Source organism: Devosia sp. MC521 (assembly GCF_014127105.1).
GTDB lineage: Bacteria > Pseudomonadota > Alphaproteobacteria > Rhizobiales > Devosiaceae > Devosia.
Genome location: NZ_CP059902.1, coordinates 2,689,923 through 2,706,001, shown reverse-complemented (window position 1 = coordinate 2,706,001; position 16,079 = coordinate 2,689,923). Strand labels below are relative to the sequence as shown.

The following is a 16,079-nucleotide window of genomic DNA, read 5'->3' as shown; positions in this document are numbered from 1 at the left end:
CAAGGGACGCTAGGATGCTGCTGGATTACTTCGTCAGGTGCGTGAAGAAGTAGTGGCCAAGGCGGTCAAGCGGGGTGAAGCCAAGAGAGTTTGGCTGCGAGGCTTCGCCGCCCAAATCGCCAGAGATCACAGCAGTGGTAATCGGGTGCACCAGCGGCACGATCAGGCCCTGATCGATCATGACCTGTTCGGCCTGAGCGTAGAGATCGTAGCGGGTATCCCAGTCGCTTTCGGCGTCAGCCTTGGCGACGAGCGCGTCATATTCCGGCACGAAGTAGCCGTGACGGCCACCATTGTAGAAGATGCCGTAGAAGTTTGACGGATCGAGATAGTCGTATTCATACGGGGCGATGAAGATGTTGTTCTTCTTGCCACGCAGGCCATCCATCCATTCAGCGCCGGGGAGCTGACGGATTGAGACGGTGATGTTGAGGTGTTCCTTCAATTCAGCCTGAAGGTACTGCGCCATAGCCGGAACGATAGCGCCGTTATAGCCGCCCTCTTCACGGATCCAGATGTCGACATTGGGGAAGCCTTCGCCGTTCGGGAAGCCTGCATCGGCGAGATGCTTTTTGGCCTTTTCCGGGTCGAAAGTTGCCTGCGCAACGACGTCTGGATTGTAGCCAGGATAGCCTGGGGGCAGGATTGACCCGGCTGGGATGGCGATGTCCTTGAGAACGGTTGAGGTCAACTCAGCACGGTCCACGGCGTGGTAGAAGGCTCGGCGGACGTCGACATTGTTGAAGGGTTCGGCGTCCAAATCATAGGAAATGTAGGACGTTGCGAACACGGCGTTCTTGCGGATGCCGTCAGGATTGGTCGCGGTGGCGACAGGGACCTGTCCGGTGTTGAGGAAGGTATAATCCGCATCGCCTGCGAGGAACGCTGGCAGGCCAACTTCTGGCGCGCCAATGGTCGGATCGACTTCGAGGCGATCAACCTGTGCCTGCCATGGGCCGGTGTAGGTCGGGGATTTTACGAAGACGACAGAATTGTTCGACTTCTCCCAGCTCTCGACCGAGAACGGACCGGAGGACACAACGTTTTCGACATTGAGCGCCCAATCGTCGCCGAACTTATCCTGCTGGTGCTTTGGCACCGGATACCAGAGGCTGGTGACGGATGGGAAATAGGGTTTTGGCGCGACGGTGGTGATCTCAATGGTTAGATCATCGACAGCTTTGACGGCCAGTTCGGAAGCGTCAGCGCCTTCCGTGACTTCCTTCCAGCCCTTGATCCCGCCAGCAAAATCCCAATACCAAGCAAAGTCATAGCCCGAATTGGCTGCGCGCTGGAGCGAGAAAACAAAGTCTTCCGAGGTCAGAGGTTCACCATCGGACCAAACGAGGCCGGGGCGCAGCTTGAAGGTCCAGGTGAGGCCATCTTCCGATTGGCTCCAGCTTTCCGCTGCCATCGGAACAAGCTCAAATTCCTTATCGAAAGTAGCGATGGGAATTTGCAGGAGTTCAGCGAAGGTGGCGCGGTCATAGACCGTCTTCATGTAGTCCATGTAGGTGCCGGTGGTCGATTGGCCCGGTGCCAAAATGGTGGTTTGGGCCAAGGCCGGCATGGTCAACGCTGTTGCGACGGCCAGTGCGCCTACCAATTTCGGTAGAATGTGCATGAGCTCCCTCCTTCTCGAAGCTTGATGTCGTTCCCTGAAGTCCGGCGCATCTTTGCGCTCGTGCTTGGTTCGTCTGTCCCTTCCAAACGAACCAATTGACATATGTCTGACAAATGAAATCGACGCTGACAAGCGTATTTCTAGGAAACGAATGCAATAGAGTGGCCGTGTTTATTGGCTGGCCAGCTCGCCTCAAAATGAGGCGAACTGTTTTGCTGCGCGAACAATATCGTCCGATGAAATGCCGAAGTGGCGGTAAAGGTCCTGAACCGTGCCGGTTTGACCAAAATGCTCGACGCCGAGCGCTATGGTGCGGTGGCCACAGACGCTGCCGATCCACGAGAGCGTGGCCGGATGGGCGTCGATGGCGGTGACAATGCCGATTTTGTTGGGCACTTGGGCCAGCAGCTGCTCGATATGGCTCGGGGTGTGGTCGCCATGCATACGGGCGCGTACAGAGCCCTGCCAGCCCGCGTTGAGGCGGTCGGCGGAGGTGATGGCGAGCACGGCAACATTGCGTCGGTCGCCGCCCAATCGTGCCGCCGCTTCAATGGCTTCGCTGGCCAGCACGCCCTGATAGGCCAGCACAACCTCGCATTGCGGCGTTGGTGGATTGAGCCAATAGGCACCGCGGATAATGCCTTCGCTGAGGGCTGGTGTAACAGGGCGGGGTGGCTGCTCGAGCGTGCGGGTCGAGAGGCGCAGATAGACCGAGCCGCCGGTGACGTCGCGCGGCCAATCGGCAAGGTCAGGACGAGCATCGCCCGTGCGTTGCATGTAGTCAAAAGCCCAATCGGTGATGATGGATAGCTCGTCGGCAAAGGCCGGTTCAAAGCTGGCGAGACCATCCTGCGCCATGCCAATCAGAGGCGAGGCGATAGACTGGTGCGCGCCGCCTTCACCTGCCAAGGAAACGCCGGAGGGCGTCGCGACCAGCAGGAAGCGGGCGTCTTGGTAGCAGGCATAATTGAGCGCATCGAGGCCGCGCGAAATGAACGGATCGTAGAGCGTTCCGACCGGGAGCAGGCGTTCGCCAAAGAGCGAATGCGAGAGCCCTGCCGCGCCGAGCATGAGGAAGAGGTTCATCTCGGCAATGCCGAGTTCCATGTGCTGGCCTGAGGGGGTGAAGCGCCATTTCTGCGTCGACGGGATGGCCTCTTTTTGGAAGAGGTCGACCTTCTCTTTGGGGGCAAAGAGATTGCGCCGGTTGACCCAAGCGCCAAGGCCTGTGGAGACGGTGACGTCAGGCGAGGTGGTGACAATGCGTTCGGACAAGGCGCTGTCAGATTTCGCATAGGCGTCGAGAATTTTGGCAAATGCGGCTTGAGTGGAGGTCGCGCCTGTGCCGAGGAGCTGGGGGCCAATGGTTGGGACTGCGGCCGAGGAGAGACGGCGCGAGGCCTTGGTGTTGAAGGGGACTGCGTCCAAGAAGGATTGGAGTTCGTCTGGATTTTCAAGACCTTCAAAGCGATCCCACTCATGCCCGTCGCGGATTTTGTGCGCAGCGCGGAGCTGTTCAATCTGGGCCGACGTCATCTGCCCAGCGTGATTATCCTTGTGCCCCGCGAGCGGCGTGCCCCAGCCTTTTACCGTATAGGCGATGAAGACGGTGGGCGTATCCGAGCCTGCGACGGTGAACTGTTCGAGCAAGCTCTCGGCGCAGTGGCCGCCGAGATTTGCCATGAGTTCGGCAAGCTCAGCATCAGAACGGCGAGCGAGAAGGGCGGAGACTTCGCCCTGATCGCCGATGGCATCGGTGAGGCGCTCTCGCCAGGCAGCGCCACCCCGGAACATCAGCGCCGAATAGAGATCATTGGGGCAATTATCGATCCAGGACTTGAGCTTATCGCCACCGGGTTCGGCAAAGGCGGCGCGCTGGAGGGCACCATATTTCAAGGTAACGACCGTCCAGCCGAAGGCCTGGAAGATGGCTTCGATGCGGTCGTAAAGCCCTTCGCGGACAACGCCATCAAGGCTTTGGCGGTTGTAATCGATGATCCACCAGCAATTGCGCAGCCCGTGCTTCCAGCCTTCGAGCAGGCATTCGTAAATATTGCCTTCGTCGAGTTCGGCATCCCCGGCGAGTGCGATCATCCGCCCTTCGGGGCGGTCGGTCTTGGCCCAAGATTTGGCGCGGACATAATCTTGGATCAGCGAGGCAAAGGCGGTGAAGGCAACGCCAAGGCCCACGGAGCCGGTGGAAATATCAACGTCTGCGGTGTCTTTGGTGCGGGACGGGTAGGACTGCGCTCCCCCGAAGGCTCTGAAATCAATGAGCTTTTGCTTCTCCTGTCGGCCCATCAAATATTGGATGGCGTGAAAGATCGGTGCCGCGTGCGGTTTTACGGCGACACGATCTTCATGCTTCAAAACGCCGAAATAGAGGGTCGAGAGCAGCATGGCCATGGAAGCCGAGCTAGCCTGATGCCCGCCCACTTTAACGCCGTCAACATTGGGCCGGATGTGATTGGCGTGATGCACCATCCAACTGGCAAGCCAGAGAGATTTCTTGTTCAGTGCTTCAATGGCCGCAATGCGATCCGAACCTAGTGTCATCGGCTTGTCCTCCCATAATGTCTGACATTATGCTCTGTTCAGGGACGGTTTCCGCCTATCTCGCCCTCTAAGGCGATTGTTCGCGCAGGAAATCGCAAGTTCTGGAGATAATCTTGGCAGAATTCGCCAAACGAGAGATCGATCCAATCGACCATAAAATCTTGCGTGCGTTGCAGGAGGACGGGCGCATTACCGTGCAGGCATTGTCCGAGCGGGTGGGCATTTCGCCCTCGCCCTGTCTGCGGCGAGTGCGGCAGCTGGAAGAGGCCGGGATTATCTCCGGCTATGGGGCGAGCATTGATCCCAAGGCTGTGGGGCTGCCCGTTTCGGTGTTCATCTCGATCAAACTCGAACAGCAGCGGGCGCAAAATCTCGACGACTTTGGCGCGGCCATCAGTCGGTGGCCGGAGGTGATGGACTGCTATCTGATGACCGGCAAGTTTGACTTTCTCATGCGCGTGGTTTGCGCCGATCTGGAAGCTTATGAGACCTTCCTGCGCAAACGGCTGACGCAGCTCGACGGCGTTGCCTCGATCGAGAGCAGTTTTTCGCTGGGGGCAGTGAAGAGTTCGCGCGTGCTGCCGATTTAGGGGCGCCAATTGGCACATCATGGGCATTCTGCCGGCCTTTATGGGCACGAGGATGGGCGCGGAGGTGGCGGTTTGGGGCGCGAGAAAGGGGCGCAAAGGCGGAAAAGATCGCGCCGCCAAGGGGGCGGCTTTTTTTGGGGGGGAGGCGCTCGGCGCGGAGTGAGGGGCAGGGGTCTGCCATGATGCGCGTGGTTTTGGCGGCGGGGATTGCTTAATTCGTTTGGGTGGTGGTGAGGATCACCGGTGATGGGTGACTTCTGTCATAGCAGGTGTGTCCCTCGCACGGCTCGTTACCCTTGGGGTTGACCCAAGGGGCTACACTTGGGCGTGCCCGGGAGTGAGTAGGTGCGGGTTTGGAGGAAGACCCCCACCCGGCCTCCCCCGAATGCGGGGACTGTTTACAACTTGCTCATTTGGGATTCTAGTTTGGCTGCTTGGGGGTGTTTTTCCGGAGGGTTTGAGATGGATTGTCCAGATTGTTCTAGCACTGCCACGGTCAAGCGCGGCCTCAAGGCGGGTTACCAGCGATTTAGCTGTAAGCAGTGTGGTCGGTACTTTACTGATCGCGCCCCTAAATTCAGCGCTCAGACAAAAGCGCAGGCCGTTCAGATGTATCTCAACGGCACCGGCATTCGGGCCATTGGGCGCGTCCTTTCGGCCTCCCCAGCCGCGGTCCTTAAATGGATACGCAAGGAGCACGACATCTTGCAAGAGCGGATCGCGGCTCAGCGCGGGACGCCAGCGAGCGGACCCGATATTATTGAGATGGACGAGATCTATACCTACGTCCAAAAAAACAGCAGCGAGCGGTTATCTGGACCGTTTATAGCCGAAGACAGCGCCGCGTTGTTGCCCACCACATCGGTGACAAAGGCGTAGAAAGTGCGATCACGGCCTACCGCTTGGCCCTGCAGGCTGTGGGTGAGATCGGGGCCATCTTTACCGATGCCAACTCTTGTTACGCACTCGCTTTCAAGCGCAATGGCGTGACCGTGCCACATTTGGAAACAAAGGCGCAAACCCACCTGATTGAGTCCTCCAATTCCTCAATCAGGGACAATCTTGCGCGGTTCGATCGGCGGACAAAGCGCGTCTCCAAAACAGTGCAGATGCTCGAGATTACGCTCAATCTGTTCTTCAACAGACACCTCATAAGGAGTCCCAAATGAACAGTCCCCCCGAATACGGGGGAGGAGAAGTGGTGTGCCTTCGGGTCAAGGGTGATGGCCGGTGGGAGAGGCTGTCGAGGATGAGGGCGGCGTTTGAGCCTTTTGCAAGACCCTCAATACAGGATCGGCAAGCTGTTGAGCGCCGCCGCCGCCTGTTAGGCTCAGTGTCGCCGGTGATGGGCGACATCTCGCCAATGCGATCCGGCACAGGGGCTGCGCCGGATCATTGTCGTGAGCGTTAGAATTGACGCCCGAGCTTGGCGTCAATCGAATGGGCGTTCGATCCGCGAATTGCAAAGAAGAGGCTCATGCCGAGCCAGAGGATAGACTTTTCAGCGCCAGAGTAGCCCTGTTCCATCGGGATCCAGTGGGCATAAACAGTGACCAGCAAGATCACGCTGGCCGCAATCGCAACGGGTCGCGTGAAAAGACCCATGGCAAGCAGAATGCCGCCGAAAAACTCCGTGGCGGCAAGCAGAGGTGCCCAGAAGACGCCGGGGTAAAACCCGAGCCCTTCGACCATAGGTACGGCCCGGAATGGGTCCATGATCTTGGGATAGCCATGGACTGTGAGAATGAGCCCGCAGATAACGCGCATCAGCGTTTCAGCAAGGGTGTGAAGGCGCGCGTAGATTGGCGTGAGGGCGGGAATGCGCTCGGGAATAGGAGCGTGGATCTTCGACATGGGAGTTCTTTCCGGTGTCAGCGCGCAAAGTCTCGTCTCTAGGGGACAAGGCTTGCGTCCGTAGATTTTGGTGATGAAGGTGCCTGGGAGCGCTAACTCAGGAAAGCTTTTGGTGGACGGTCTATGCCGCGATCAATTCCGGTTGCCACGAAGATTTCTCTCGCGGCGAACGGCAGAGCTGCGGCTGGCTTCGGCGCTGCGAGCAGTGCAGAACTGGTCGCGATTGCCTTGCTGGAGCAACATGTCTCACTGGACTTTTGCAAGGGAGGGCACGCGACCGAAACGTCGTGTGCGGTCGTGGCGTCGAGCATCAAGCGTAAACAGGTCGCTGTACCACTCGGCTGGGCGTTCACGGGGAACACGAGGCCAACGACCACCAGAACTATGACGAGAACACGAAAAATCATCACCGGCCTTGTACGGGCCACGGAGAAGGGGAGCAACGGGCTGAGCTACACAAGGTTGTTAGCGCTCATTGCTTAGGGCCTGAGGGTGGTGGGGAAATGTCGGTGAGGTGAGGATAAAGCCCCCACCCGGCCTCCCCCGAGTACGGGGGAGGAGAAGGAGAGTTAGCTTTTGGGAGGTGCCCCCACCCGACCTCCCCGAATTCGGGGGAGGAGAAGAGCTGGGTGCTCTTTAGTAAATCCGCATTTGCATGCGCATGACGATGTCGGAGCCGATGCGCTGGAAGCCGTATTCGCGCATGGTGCATTGCCAAGTCTCGCCCGCTTTTTCGATGCGGAAAAGATTGTAGCGGGCTGGATCGTCGAGCGTGCCGCCTTGGGCGGCGCTGGCGGCGGCGACGCCGATCACCGGAACCTCATGCCCCTTGCCGGGGATGTGGTGGATGGATGAGCGGTGCGTGTGGCCGTGAAGGACCATTTCAGCGCCTTCTTCGGCGATGACGCGGCGGAAGGTGCGGTGGCCCTTGAGGCCAAAGCTTGGGTGCTGAAGCGCTTGGACGGGTGGGTGGTGGATCATCACCACGCGGAAGTAACCCGCATCGCCGAGAATTTTGAGAAGGCGCGACAAACGCGCGGCCTGCATATCGTCAAACTTACCGACGGCCAAGAAGGGCGCGGTCGGGATAGCGCTTGAGCAGGAGATGATGGCAACGTCGCCCACACGGCGCACGAAGGGGAAGGCCTGGCCTTCGATGGTCTCGCCCTTGAGATAATCGCCCCATTCGCGCTGCGCGTGCTCAAGCGCGCCGGGGACATAGGCGTCGTGATTGCCGGGGCAGACAGCGGTGGTTTCCGAAGATCCCAACTCGCGCAGCCACTGACCAGCGCGTTCGACCTCGAAGGGCAGCGCCAAATTGGTCATATCGCCAGTGACCGCCGTAAAGTCGGCGTTTTGCTCGCGCATGTGCGCAACAAGTCGCTGCAGGGTTTCGGTGTTCATCTCACCGTGGCGCTTGAGCTTCCAGTTCAGGTAGCCCGTCAGGCGTTTGCCCAAAAGGTCACGCGGTGCCACTTCTGGAAGCGGCGAGAGATGGATGTCTGAAATGTGGGCGAGTGTGATCATCGAGAGGGGTTGTGCCAGAATGAAGCGGCCAAGAAAATGTTCAATCGTGCTTCCACACGATTTTGTCACGCGCAAAGCTCTGCTAGCGATGGGGCAAGTATTGGAGCAAAGCCGATGATGAATGGCCGACAGCGCATGATTGCGCGCATCTTTCTAACCGTAAAAGGCTTTATGCTCCGCATGACTGTCGGCACCCGCGTTATGCTGGTCGATGGCGATAAGGTCTTGCTAATTAAGCATACTTACGTGCCGGGCTGGCAATTTCCGGGCGGTGGCGTCGACCCCGGCGAGACTTTTGAAGAGGCCGGAGTGCGCGAGGCGCTGGAAGAAACCGGCTATCGAGTCGAGGGCCCGATGGAGTTATTTGGTCTTTACCATAATTCCAGTCCGGTGACGAACCGGGACCACGTCGCCTTCTTCGTCTGCAAAAAATTCAGCCACGAATTCGAGCGCAAGCCGGATCGTGAGATCGCAGAGATCGGCTGGTTTGACCGTCGGCAGCTGCCAAATGGGGTGTCGCCAGCGACATCGCAGCGGATCGACGAGTATTTTGACGGCGTCGAAAAGCGGAAAGCGTGGGGCTATTAAGCCCCACGCCGAATTTTACGCATAACGCAGGAATTCCAGATCTGGCCCGACCGGCACGACGCGGGTTGGGTTGATGGTGATGTGGCTCCAATAATAGTGCGTTTTGATGTGATCGAGGTCGACCGTTTCCTTGATGCCTGGGACCTCGTAGAGCGCCTTTAAATAGTGCGAGAGGTTGGGGTAATCGGCGATGCGACGGATGTTGCATTTGAAGTGGCCGACATAGACCGCATCAAAGCGTACGAGCGTGGTGAAGAGACGCCAATCGGCTTCGGTGATGGTATCGCCGGTGAGGTATGAGGTTTCGCCAAGCAGGCCTTCGAGCCAATCGAGGGCGGAGAAGAGTTTTGCTACCGCTTCTTCGTAAGCGGGCTGAGTCGTGGCAAAGCCAGCCTTGTAGACGCCGTTGTTGACCTCGTCATAAATGCGGGCGTTGACCGCATCGATGTCAGCGCGCAGGGCTTCTGGGTAATAATCGTCCTCATTGCCGGTCAGCTCGTTAAAGGCCGAGTTGAACATGCGAATGATTTCGCTGCTTTCGTTCGAGACGATGGAATCGGTTTTTGTGTCCCAGAGAACGGGGACCGTGACGCGGCCGGTGTAGTCCGGCTTGGCGGCGGCGTAGACCTGCCAGAGGAAGTCTTTGCCTAAAAGCGTGTCGCCGGACGAGCCTTCGTCGGTTTTGAATGACCAGCCGGTTTCGTCTGGCATTTTGGGCGAGACGATGTGGACCGGGATCAAATCTTCAAGGTTTTTGAGCTTGCGGAAGATCAGCGTGCGGTGGGCCCAAGGGCAGGCGAGGGAGACATAGAGGTGATAGCGGCCTGCTTCGGCTTTAAAGCCCCCTTCGCCGGACGGGCCGGGAGCGCCATCAGCGGTGACCCAATTGCGGAAGCCGGATTGCGAACGGACGAACTTTCCGCCGGTCTTGGAAGTGTCGTACCACTGGGTTGACCACTTGCCATCTATCAACTGTCCCATTGTTCGTCCTTTCGTTCGCCATCGCACGTCCTCAATGAGGCAGGGGATGTGGAGGTTGCTGTGGCCCCAAAGTTAGAGGGAATGAGGGGCGGAGATAAGGGGAGGCAATGGCAACGCACTGTTGTGCATTTGGAACACAAACAGGCGATGCGAACACAAGACTGTTCGCGACTTCGCATTTTTGTTTACGTGATCGCACACCGGTGCTAATCGGGATTCTAGACGTGGAGGCGTCCAGGATGGTGAAAGTTTTTCAGATGAACCGACGACCCTAGTTGGTCGTTTTTAACGGGTGCCCCGAGCGGGTGGCCCTGTCCTCGTCTGAACATTACTGGACCATTTTCTCATGACCGCTTCTCTTGCGTCCGCTGCCATCACGACTCCTGCTGGCGAAACCCTGTCCCTGCGTGTTGCAACCCCGGCTGACGATGCATTCGTCGATGACCTTCAGGCACTTGCCTTTGGTCCGGGACGTTTTGCGCGGACGGCTTTCCGGGTGCGTGAGCGTTTCCCGATTGATCCGAGCCTGAGCCTGATTTCGGAAGTCGATGGCGTGCCGTCCGGTTCGGTGTGGATGACCCCGATCAGCGTTGGCGACATGAACGGCTACATGCTTGGGCCGCTGGCAACACACCCGAAATTCCGCAAGCGCGGTGCTGGTAAGCTTTTGGCTTTGGAAGTGTCTAAGCTGGCGCTGTCGCGTGGCGAGGGCAAGTTTGTGCTGCTGGTTGGCGATCAGGACTATTACTGCCCGCTTGGCTGGGAAATCACCACTCCGGGCAATATCGAGTTTCCCGGCCCGGTCGATGTGAGCCGCGTGCTGCTGCTGTCGGATGACAAGGGCCTTGCCAAGACCATGTCGGGCCGCATCGGTGCGTTCCGCACCGGTCAGTAGGCAGATTTCTGCTGCTCTTTGCGTTCGGCTGCCCTAATCTGGCGCTATGACTATTCGCGACGACGCATTCCTTTCTCGACTGAGCAGCCGCCTGTTGCAGGTTCCGCCAGTACACGCCGGAGAGCTGGTGCCCGATTGGGCGCCTTTGACACCCTATGACCGTCCGCCCGTTGAGGCGGCAGTGATGATTGCTCTCGTGGAGCGGCCCGAAGGGTTGACGGTGCTCTATACGGAGCGGTCGCCCGATTTGCGGGCGCATTCGGGGCAGGTGGCTTTTCCCGGCGGCAAGGTCGACAAGACCGATGCCGATGTGGCGGCGGCGGCTCTGCGCGAGGCCAATGAAGAGGTGGGGATGCGGGCGGAGGATGTGAAAATCCTTGGCTATTTGCCGACCTATTACACGGGCACGAATTATCTGATTACCCCGGTTGTGGCTTTGGTCAGTCCGAGCGGGCCGTTTGTTCCCAATCCGGGGGAAGTGCATTCGGTGTTTGAAGTGCCGCTGTCGCGGATATTAGAGCGATCCACCTATGGGCGCTTTAAAATCTCTCGGCAGGGGAAAGAACACACCACTTGGCAGATCGACCATGATGGCCACATGATCTGGGGTATAACGGCCAATCTCACGCGGAAATTCCGAGATTTGGTGATGGATGAGGATGCTGCATGACGTCGACCAAGCTTAAAGCGGATTGGCTCGCTCTTCCTGCTGTGCAGACCATTTTCTCGATTCTCGGCGGCGCTGAGGGGAAAACCCGCGCGGTCGGTGGGATTGTGCGCGACAGCCTGCTCGGCTCGCTTCGGCCCAATACCGATATTGATATGGCCACCGAGTTGTTGCCGGTGAGCGTGATGCAACGGGCAAAAGCTGCGGGCATAGCGACCTATCCGACGGGCATAGACCACGGGACGGTGACGCTTCGGCTCGACGATACGAGCGTGGAAGTGACGACCTTGCGCAAGGACGTGGAGACCGATGGTCGGCACGCGCAGGTGGAATTTGGCACAGACTGGGTGGAGGACGCTCAGCGGCGCGATTTTACGATGAACGCACTCTATGTGGAAGCTGATGGGACGGTGTTTGATCCGCTGGGCGGATTGGGCGATCTCCATAATCAGCGCGTGCGCTTTATTGGCGATGCGGCGACGAGAATTGCTGAGGACGGTTTGCGGGTCTATCGGTTCTTCCGATTTTCAACGACGCATGGTGGCGGGCAGTTTGATGCCGAGGGGTTGGCTGCTTGTCGCGCGGCCTCGGGGCGCTTGGACCATCTCTCGCGCGAGCGTGTCGGTTCAGAAATGATGCGCATGCTGGCGCAGCCAAAAGTGGCGCGGACGCTGGCGGTTATGCAAGGCATTGGCCTTGTGCGGGCGACGGAAAAGCAGATCGCAAGCCTTGTAACCTATGAGGACCTTGGCGGTCGCTCCGCCGAAGCGCGCTTGGCGCTCTTGGGCGCGGATAGCCTGCCGCTGCGTCAGGCCGAGTGGCGGCTCTCGGGCGAGGTTTATGCCAAGGCTTTACGCATTGTTGAGTCCGCAGACTTGCTGGCGCATAATCAAGCCAACTGGGCCGCTTATCGGTTTGGCGAAGACGCGGTTGAAGGGCTGGCTGTTGCGGCGAGCACTGATGACTGGCCGCGTGATCGGCTTATGGAAGCGGCGCGAGAATTGGCGCGACTGCCCGCGCAGCCGCTGCCCGTGTCGGGGAAAGACCTGATAGAGCAAGGCGTTGCCGCTGGCCCGGAATTGGGTCAACGGCTTAAAAAGCTTGAGAAGGCCTGGGTCGAGAGCGGTTTTACGCTTTCAAAAGATGAGCTCCTCGCGCTTTAGGCGCGGGGACCAACATCGACGATCCGCTCTTTGATACGCTCGACCATGTCGGGGCGCACTTCCGTTTCGCCGTGCAAAGATTTTAGATTTTCGACAGCGCGACGCACGACTTCAGCTTCCGATTCCGCCTCTGCGTGCCAGGTTGCGCCTGGGATGAGTGTTCCAGCATCAAATCGCTTCATCACGTAACTCCTTGGTTTGACCTTGGGCGTGTCCGGGCCCAACGAGTGGGCGGGGTATGGGTTCCGCTAATCTTCGTCATCGGGGAAGAAGCCCATGTCGGAAAGGCCTTCGAGCCAGGTTGAGCCCTTGCGACGGATAACGGTGCGCGGGGCCAGGCCTGTTGCGTCTTCAAGGGCCCGAGCGAGCGCTTGGGAGTGGGTGACGACCCAGACTTGGGTTCGCTCAGAAGCGCGGGCGATGGCTTGCGCCAGAGCGGGCAGAAGATCGGGGTGGAGTGAGGCTTCAGGCTCGTTGAGGGCAATGAAGGGGGCGGGGCGGTAGCTGAGGAGGGCACCCAGCAGGGCGAGAAACTGCAATGTACCATCGGAGAGTTCCGCAGCGCCGAAGGGGCGATGGGGGACCTCAGGGAAGGTCATGGTGAAACTGGCGTATTTGTCTGGCGGTGGGATGTCGAGACGCGCACCGGGGAAGGCTCGATCAATTGCTACGTCGAGATCGACGGTGTCGCCGCGAATATGTTTGAGGGTCGCAAAGACCGCGCCGAGATTGCTGCCGTCAGAATCGAGCATGGGCGAGGTGATGGCGAGCGAAGGTTGGCGCAACGGCGAATCTGGGTCGGTGCGGAAGCCGTGATAGAATCGCCAACTTGCGAGCATGTGGCGAACGGCATCGACCTCGGGGAGGGTGCCGCGCAATGACGAGAGAGCGGTTTCGCTGGGCAGGAGCGTATCATCAAGCTGGCGGCGCGCGCCATTATCATCGCGATACCACACGGCCGCGCGATTGCGCTCCAGCAGCGTCACGGGACGGCGACCGGGCAGGATCAGGCTCTCGGATTTGATCTGGGGTTCTTCGGAGAAGACGGCTTCGTATTTGCTGTCGCCGAACCCGACTTCAACGGCGTAGCGCGGCAGGATGACGTCGGATCCATTGTCGGCCTCAAGGCCAACTTCGAGGCTGAGCCGCGGCAGGTCTTTGACCCCGCGCTCGCCCGCCCAGAGGACGGAGCCAAGCCCACCTTCGCGTGCGATGGCATGGGTAATGGTGCCATTGGCCGCAGCTTGCAGGAGTTCTAGGGCGCGATAGAGATTGGTTTTGCCCACGCCATTTCCGCCGGTCAGCACGGTGAGGCGGCGTAGGGGAAAGCGGATCGATCGAACCGAGCGATAGGCTTTGATCTCAAGGTCAGAAACAGTCATGGCGCCAGTCAATCAGAAGGTGAGTGGGGGCGCCATGATCAAATTTGAGTTGGGTCAGTCGCCGATCAGGGCCACTTTACCGCAGGCGGCATGGAGGAGAGGATGGAATTGATATTGCCACCGGTCTTCAGGCCAAAGGTCGTGCCGCGATCATAGAGCAGGTTGAATTCGACATAGCGCCCACGGCGAACCAGCTGTTCGTCGCGCTCAGCTTCGGACCAGTTCTTTTCAAAATGGCGGCGAACGAGCTTGGGATAGATGTCGAGGAAGGCTTCGCCGACAGCGCGGGTGAATTCGAAATCGGCGTCCCAATCACCAGTATTGAGGTGATCGTAGAAAATGCCGCCGATACCGCGATGTTCATTGCGGTGTGGCAGGAAGAAATACTCGTCGCACCATGCCTTGAGGCGATCGTAGTCGACGCCCGGACGGTTTTCGCAGGCCGCCTTCATGGCAGCGTGGAAATCGATAGTGTCGGTGTCGTCCTGCGTGCGCTTAACGTCGAGAACTGGCGTCAGGTCGGCGCCGCCGCCCCACCACTGCTTACCCGTGACGATCATACGCGTGTTCATATGCACGGCAGGAACATGGGGGTTCCAAGGGTGGATGATGAGCGAAATGCCCGAGCTCCAGAAGCCCGCACCCGCTTCGGTGCCTGGCATCTGCTTGGCGAAGTCTTCGGAGAAGGTGCCGTGCACAGTTGAGATGTGCACGCCTGCCTTTTCAAAGACGCGGCCGTGAAGCATGCCCATTTCGCCGCCGCCGCCAGCGGCGCGATCCCATGGGGAAATTTCAAACTTGCCGGGCGCCCTATCGGCATGAGGTCCGGTGACCTCAGCTTCAATAGCTTCCAGCTCCGCCACGATCTTGTCTCGCAGAGTGCGGAACCAAGCTTGCGCAGCGATTTTCTTGTCGTCGATATCGATTGGCAGTGTCATGGCGGGGGACATGTACCTTTATGCGGAAACTGTAAAGGGTCCTAGCAGCATGGGGGGATGCCGTGCGGATAGTTTCAAATGTCTTCAGCGTAACTGCCAGTCTGACGGATGGCTTCTCCTAAAGCCATAGCGCCAGCGATAGCGATATTGAGAGAGCGCAGGCCTTCTCGCATGGGGATACGGATACGAAGGTCGGCGCGTTCTGCGACCTCATCTGGCACGCCAGCGCTTTCACGTCCAAGGAGCAAAATGTCGCCAGCGACAAACTGCGCCTTATAAAGTGATGAACTGGACTTGGTTGTCATCAAAACCAGCCGCCTGCCTTGGGAAATCCGCCAGTCTTCAAAGGCTGAAAAGCTGTTGTGCTCAACAAGATTGGCGTGATCGAGGTAATCCATTCCAGATCTTGCGAGATTTTTCTGGGTGATGGCAAAGCCGGCTGGATGAATAACGTGAACTGGTACTCCCAGGCACGCTCCCAAGCGCAAAAGGGTCCCGGTATTTGCTGCAATGTCAGGTTGATAGAGTGCTAAATCCAAGGCCATGACTAAGTGTTCATCTTTCGCAAGGGTGGAGCATGCATGATCCATGGGTATAGTGTCGCAGGAGGGTGCTGTCAGTTGTCGCACTCTGGACAAGTGCCCGTGACAGTGCAAAAAGGACCCTAACTGACGGACCGCTTGAGGGCGGACGGCGGTCGATTCTGCATATTCTCCTATTTGCATAATCGATAATGCCGCTGCCGGCTCCGTCAAAGGTGCATTCGTACGGGGATACGGACTTTGGCCACAGAAGTAGAACATTCATCCACGAACCGGCGGGACTTTTTGTACGTCGCCACGGGCGCTGTTGGCGCTGTTGGCGCAGCCGCCGTGGTCTGGCCGCTGATCAATCAGCTCAATCCGGACGCTTCAACACTGGCTCTCGCCAGCATCGAATTCAACCTAGGCGCAATCGAAGAAGGCCAGTCGGTAACCATTACCTGGCGCGGTCTTCCTGTTTTCGTACGTCACCGTACGGCTGCTGAAATTGCTGAAGCCAAGGCTGTGCCTTTGTCGGATCTGAAGGATCCGGAAACAGATGAGCAGCGCACCAAGGAAGGTCACGAACAGTGGCTGGTTATGGTTGCGAACTGCACGCATCTTGGTTGCGTACCAGTTGGTGAAGCTGGTGAGTTCGACGGCTGGTTCTGCCCGTGCCATGGTTCGCACTATGATACCGCAGGTCGCATTCGCAAGGGTCCCGCGCCGACAAACCTCGTCGTGCCGCCTTATGAATTTGTCAGCGATACGCTGGTTAAGATCGGTTAGTGGG

At 58.6% G+C, this 16,079-nt stretch carries 16 protein-coding genes; 7 read left to right on the top strand and 9 right to left on the bottom strand.

Going from position 1 to position 16,079, the window contains the following annotated elements; genetic code table 11:
- Nucleotides 1-25: 25 nt before the first annotated feature.
- Both H4N61_RS13010 and H4N61_RS13005 read right to left on the bottom strand, forming a co-directional pair.
- Nucleotides 26-1,624: a peptide ABC transporter substrate-binding protein gene (locus H4N61_RS13010; RefSeq protein WP_182394199.1), complete on the bottom strand. Its 1,599-nt coding sequence runs from the start codon at nucleotides 1,622-1,624 to the stop codon at nucleotides 26-28.
- Nucleotides 1,625-1,816: 192 nt separating this feature from the next.
- On the bottom strand, nucleotides 1,817-4,180 hold the full coding sequence (locus H4N61_RS13005; protein ID WP_182394198.1) for a transketolase: 2,364 nt from the start codon (nucleotides 4,178-4,180) through the stop codon (nucleotides 1,817-1,819).
- A 113-nt stretch (nucleotides 4,181-4,293) separates the two neighbouring features.
- On the opposite strand from H4N61_RS13005, the gene H4N61_RS13000 reads away from it, so the two are divergent.
- Nucleotides 4,294-4,770, top strand: coding sequence for an Lrp/AsnC family transcriptional regulator (locus H4N61_RS13000; RefSeq protein ID WP_169195677.1), 477 nt, complete (start codon nucleotides 4,294-4,296; stop codon nucleotides 4,768-4,770).
- 462 nt (nucleotides 4,771-5,232) lie between these two features.
- Nucleotides 5,233-5,649, top strand: a complete 417-nt coding sequence (locus H4N61_RS12995; protein ID WP_182394197.1) for an IS1 family transposase — start codon at nucleotides 5,233-5,235, stop codon at nucleotides 5,647-5,649.
- Nucleotides 5,650-6,177: 528 nt separating this feature from the next.
- Here the strand turns inward: H4N61_RS12995 and H4N61_RS12985 are convergent.
- Nucleotides 6,178-6,624 carry a DoxX family protein gene (locus H4N61_RS12985; RefSeq protein WP_182394196.1) on the bottom strand — a complete coding sequence of 149 codons (447 nt, stop codon included), beginning with the start codon at nucleotides 6,622-6,624 and terminating at the stop codon, nucleotides 6,178-6,180.
- Between the two features lie 636 nt (nucleotides 6,625-7,260).
- Nucleotides 7,261-8,220, bottom strand: coding sequence for a metallophosphoesterase (locus tag H4N61_RS12980; RefSeq protein ID WP_182394195.1), 960 nt, complete (start codon nucleotides 8,218-8,220; stop codon nucleotides 7,261-7,263).
- A 45-nt stretch (nucleotides 8,221-8,265) separates the two neighbouring features.
- On the opposite strand from H4N61_RS12980, the gene H4N61_RS12975 reads away from it, so the two are divergent.
- Nucleotides 8,266-8,739 (top strand): NUDIX domain-containing protein, encoded by a 474-nt coding sequence (locus tag H4N61_RS12975; protein ID WP_248306520.1) that lies wholly within the window; start codon nucleotides 8,266-8,268, stop codon nucleotides 8,737-8,739.
- A 15-nt stretch (nucleotides 8,740-8,754) separates the two neighbouring features.
- Here the strand turns inward: H4N61_RS12975 and H4N61_RS12970 are convergent, their stop codons facing one another.
- Nucleotides 8,755-9,720 (bottom strand): glutathione S-transferase family protein, encoded by a 966-nt coding sequence (locus H4N61_RS12970; RefSeq protein ID WP_182394194.1) that lies wholly within the window; start codon nucleotides 9,718-9,720, stop codon nucleotides 8,755-8,757.
- 346 nt (nucleotides 9,721-10,066) lie between these two features.
- Here H4N61_RS12970 and H4N61_RS12965 point away from each other — a divergent pair, with 346 nt between their 5' ends.
- The 3 genes from H4N61_RS12965 to H4N61_RS12955 are packed head-to-tail and all read left to right on the top strand — an operon-like array spanning nucleotide 10,067 to nucleotide 12,445.
- A complete protein-coding gene (locus H4N61_RS12965; protein WP_182394193.1) occupies nucleotides 10,067-10,615 on the top strand; it encodes an N-acetyltransferase in 549 nt (182 codons plus the stop codon).
- A gap of 46 nt (nucleotides 10,616-10,661) precedes the next feature.
- Nucleotides 10,662-11,285 (top strand): CoA pyrophosphatase, encoded by a 624-nt coding sequence (locus H4N61_RS12960; RefSeq protein ID WP_182394192.1) that lies wholly within the window; start codon nucleotides 10,662-10,664, stop codon nucleotides 11,283-11,285.
- On the top strand, nucleotides 11,282-12,445 hold the full coding sequence (locus H4N61_RS12955) for a CCA tRNA nucleotidyltransferase (RefSeq protein ID WP_182394191.1): 1,164 nt from the start codon (nucleotides 11,282-11,284) through the stop codon (nucleotides 12,443-12,445). The genes H4N61_RS12960 and H4N61_RS12955 overlap by 4 nt, the downstream gene beginning before the upstream one ends.
- On the opposite strand, the gene H4N61_RS12950 is transcribed toward H4N61_RS12955, so the two are convergent.
- The 4 genes from H4N61_RS12950 to H4N61_RS12935 form a co-directional block, all read right to left on the bottom strand.
- Nucleotides 12,442-12,627 (bottom strand): DUF1059 domain-containing protein, encoded by a 186-nt coding sequence (locus tag H4N61_RS12950; RefSeq protein ID WP_169195670.1) that lies wholly within the window; start codon nucleotides 12,625-12,627, stop codon nucleotides 12,442-12,444. The two genes, H4N61_RS12955 and H4N61_RS12950, sit on opposite strands and share 4 nt — an antisense overlap.
- 66 nt (nucleotides 12,628-12,693) lie before the next feature.
- On the bottom strand, nucleotides 12,694-13,827 hold the full coding sequence (locus tag H4N61_RS12945; protein WP_182394190.1) for an AAA family ATPase: 1,134 nt from the start codon (nucleotides 13,825-13,827) through the stop codon (nucleotides 12,694-12,696).
- Nucleotides 13,828-13,892: 65 nt separating this feature from the next.
- Nucleotides 13,893-14,765 (bottom strand): oxygen-dependent coproporphyrinogen oxidase, encoded by an 873-nt coding sequence (gene hemF / locus H4N61_RS12940; RefSeq protein WP_248306012.1) that lies wholly within the window; start codon nucleotides 14,763-14,765, stop codon nucleotides 13,893-13,895.
- Between the two features lie 74 nt (nucleotides 14,766-14,839).
- Nucleotides 14,840-15,310 carry a tRNA (cytidine(34)-2'-O)-methyltransferase gene (locus H4N61_RS12935; protein WP_182394189.1) on the bottom strand — a complete coding sequence of 157 codons (471 nt, stop codon included), beginning with the start codon at nucleotides 15,308-15,310 and terminating at the stop codon, nucleotides 14,840-14,842.
- A 237-nt stretch (nucleotides 15,311-15,547) separates the two neighbouring features.
- Between H4N61_RS12935 and petA the strand changes: the two genes are divergently transcribed.
- The gene (gene petA / locus H4N61_RS12930; protein WP_169195667.1) at nucleotides 15,548-16,075 is read left to right on the top strand and encodes a ubiquinol-cytochrome c reductase iron-sulfur subunit; all 528 of its coding nucleotides are present in this window, start codon (nucleotides 15,548-15,550) and stop codon (nucleotides 16,073-16,075) included.
- Nucleotides 16,076-16,079: the final 4 nt, after the last annotated feature.

Excerpts from the sequence above, each read along its gene's own strand:
- H4N61_RS12970 (WP_182394194.1), bottom strand. The coding sequence starts at position 9,720 with ATGGGACAGTTGATAGATGGCAAGTGGTCAACCCAGTGGTACGACACT.
- H4N61_RS12945 (WP_182394190.1), bottom strand. The coding sequence starts at position 13,827 with ATGACTGTTTCTGACCTTGAGATCAAAGCCTATCGCTCGGTTCGATCG.
- H4N61_RS13005 (WP_182394198.1), bottom strand. The coding sequence starts at position 4,180 with ATGACACTAGGTTCGGATCGCATTGCGGCCATTGAAGCACTGAACAAG.
- hemF (WP_248306012.1), bottom strand. The coding sequence starts at position 14,765 with ATGACACTGCCAATCGATATCGACGACAAGAAAATCGCTGCGCAAGCT.
- H4N61_RS12985 (WP_182394196.1), bottom strand. The coding sequence starts at position 6,624 with ATGTCGAAGATCCACGCTCCTATTCCCGAGCGCATTCCCGCCCTCACG.
- H4N61_RS12965 (WP_182394193.1), top strand. The coding sequence starts at position 10,067 with ATGACCGCTTCTCTTGCGTCCGCTGCCATCACGACTCCTGCTGGCGAA.
- H4N61_RS12935 (WP_182394189.1), bottom strand. The coding sequence starts at position 15,310 with ATGGCCTTGGATTTAGCACTCTATCAACCTGACATTGCAGCAAATACC.
- H4N61_RS12960 (WP_182394192.1), top strand. The coding sequence starts at position 10,662 with ATGACTATTCGCGACGACGCATTCCTTTCTCGACTGAGCAGCCGCCTG.
- H4N61_RS12950 (WP_169195670.1), bottom strand. The coding sequence starts at position 12,627 with ATGAAGCGATTTGATGCTGGAACACTCATCCCAGGCGCAACCTGGCAC.
- H4N61_RS12995 (WP_182394197.1), top strand. The coding sequence starts at position 5,233 with ATGGATTGTCCAGATTGTTCTAGCACTGCCACGGTCAAGCGCGGCCTC.
- H4N61_RS13010 (WP_182394199.1), bottom strand. The coding sequence starts at position 1,624 with ATGCACATTCTACCGAAATTGGTAGGCGCACTGGCCGTCGCAACAGCG.
- H4N61_RS12955 (WP_182394191.1), top strand. The coding sequence starts at position 11,282 with ATGACGTCGACCAAGCTTAAAGCGGATTGGCTCGCTCTTCCTGCTGTG.
- H4N61_RS12975 (WP_248306520.1), top strand. The coding sequence starts at position 8,266 with ATGATGAATGGCCGACAGCGCATGATTGCGCGCATCTTTCTAACCGTA.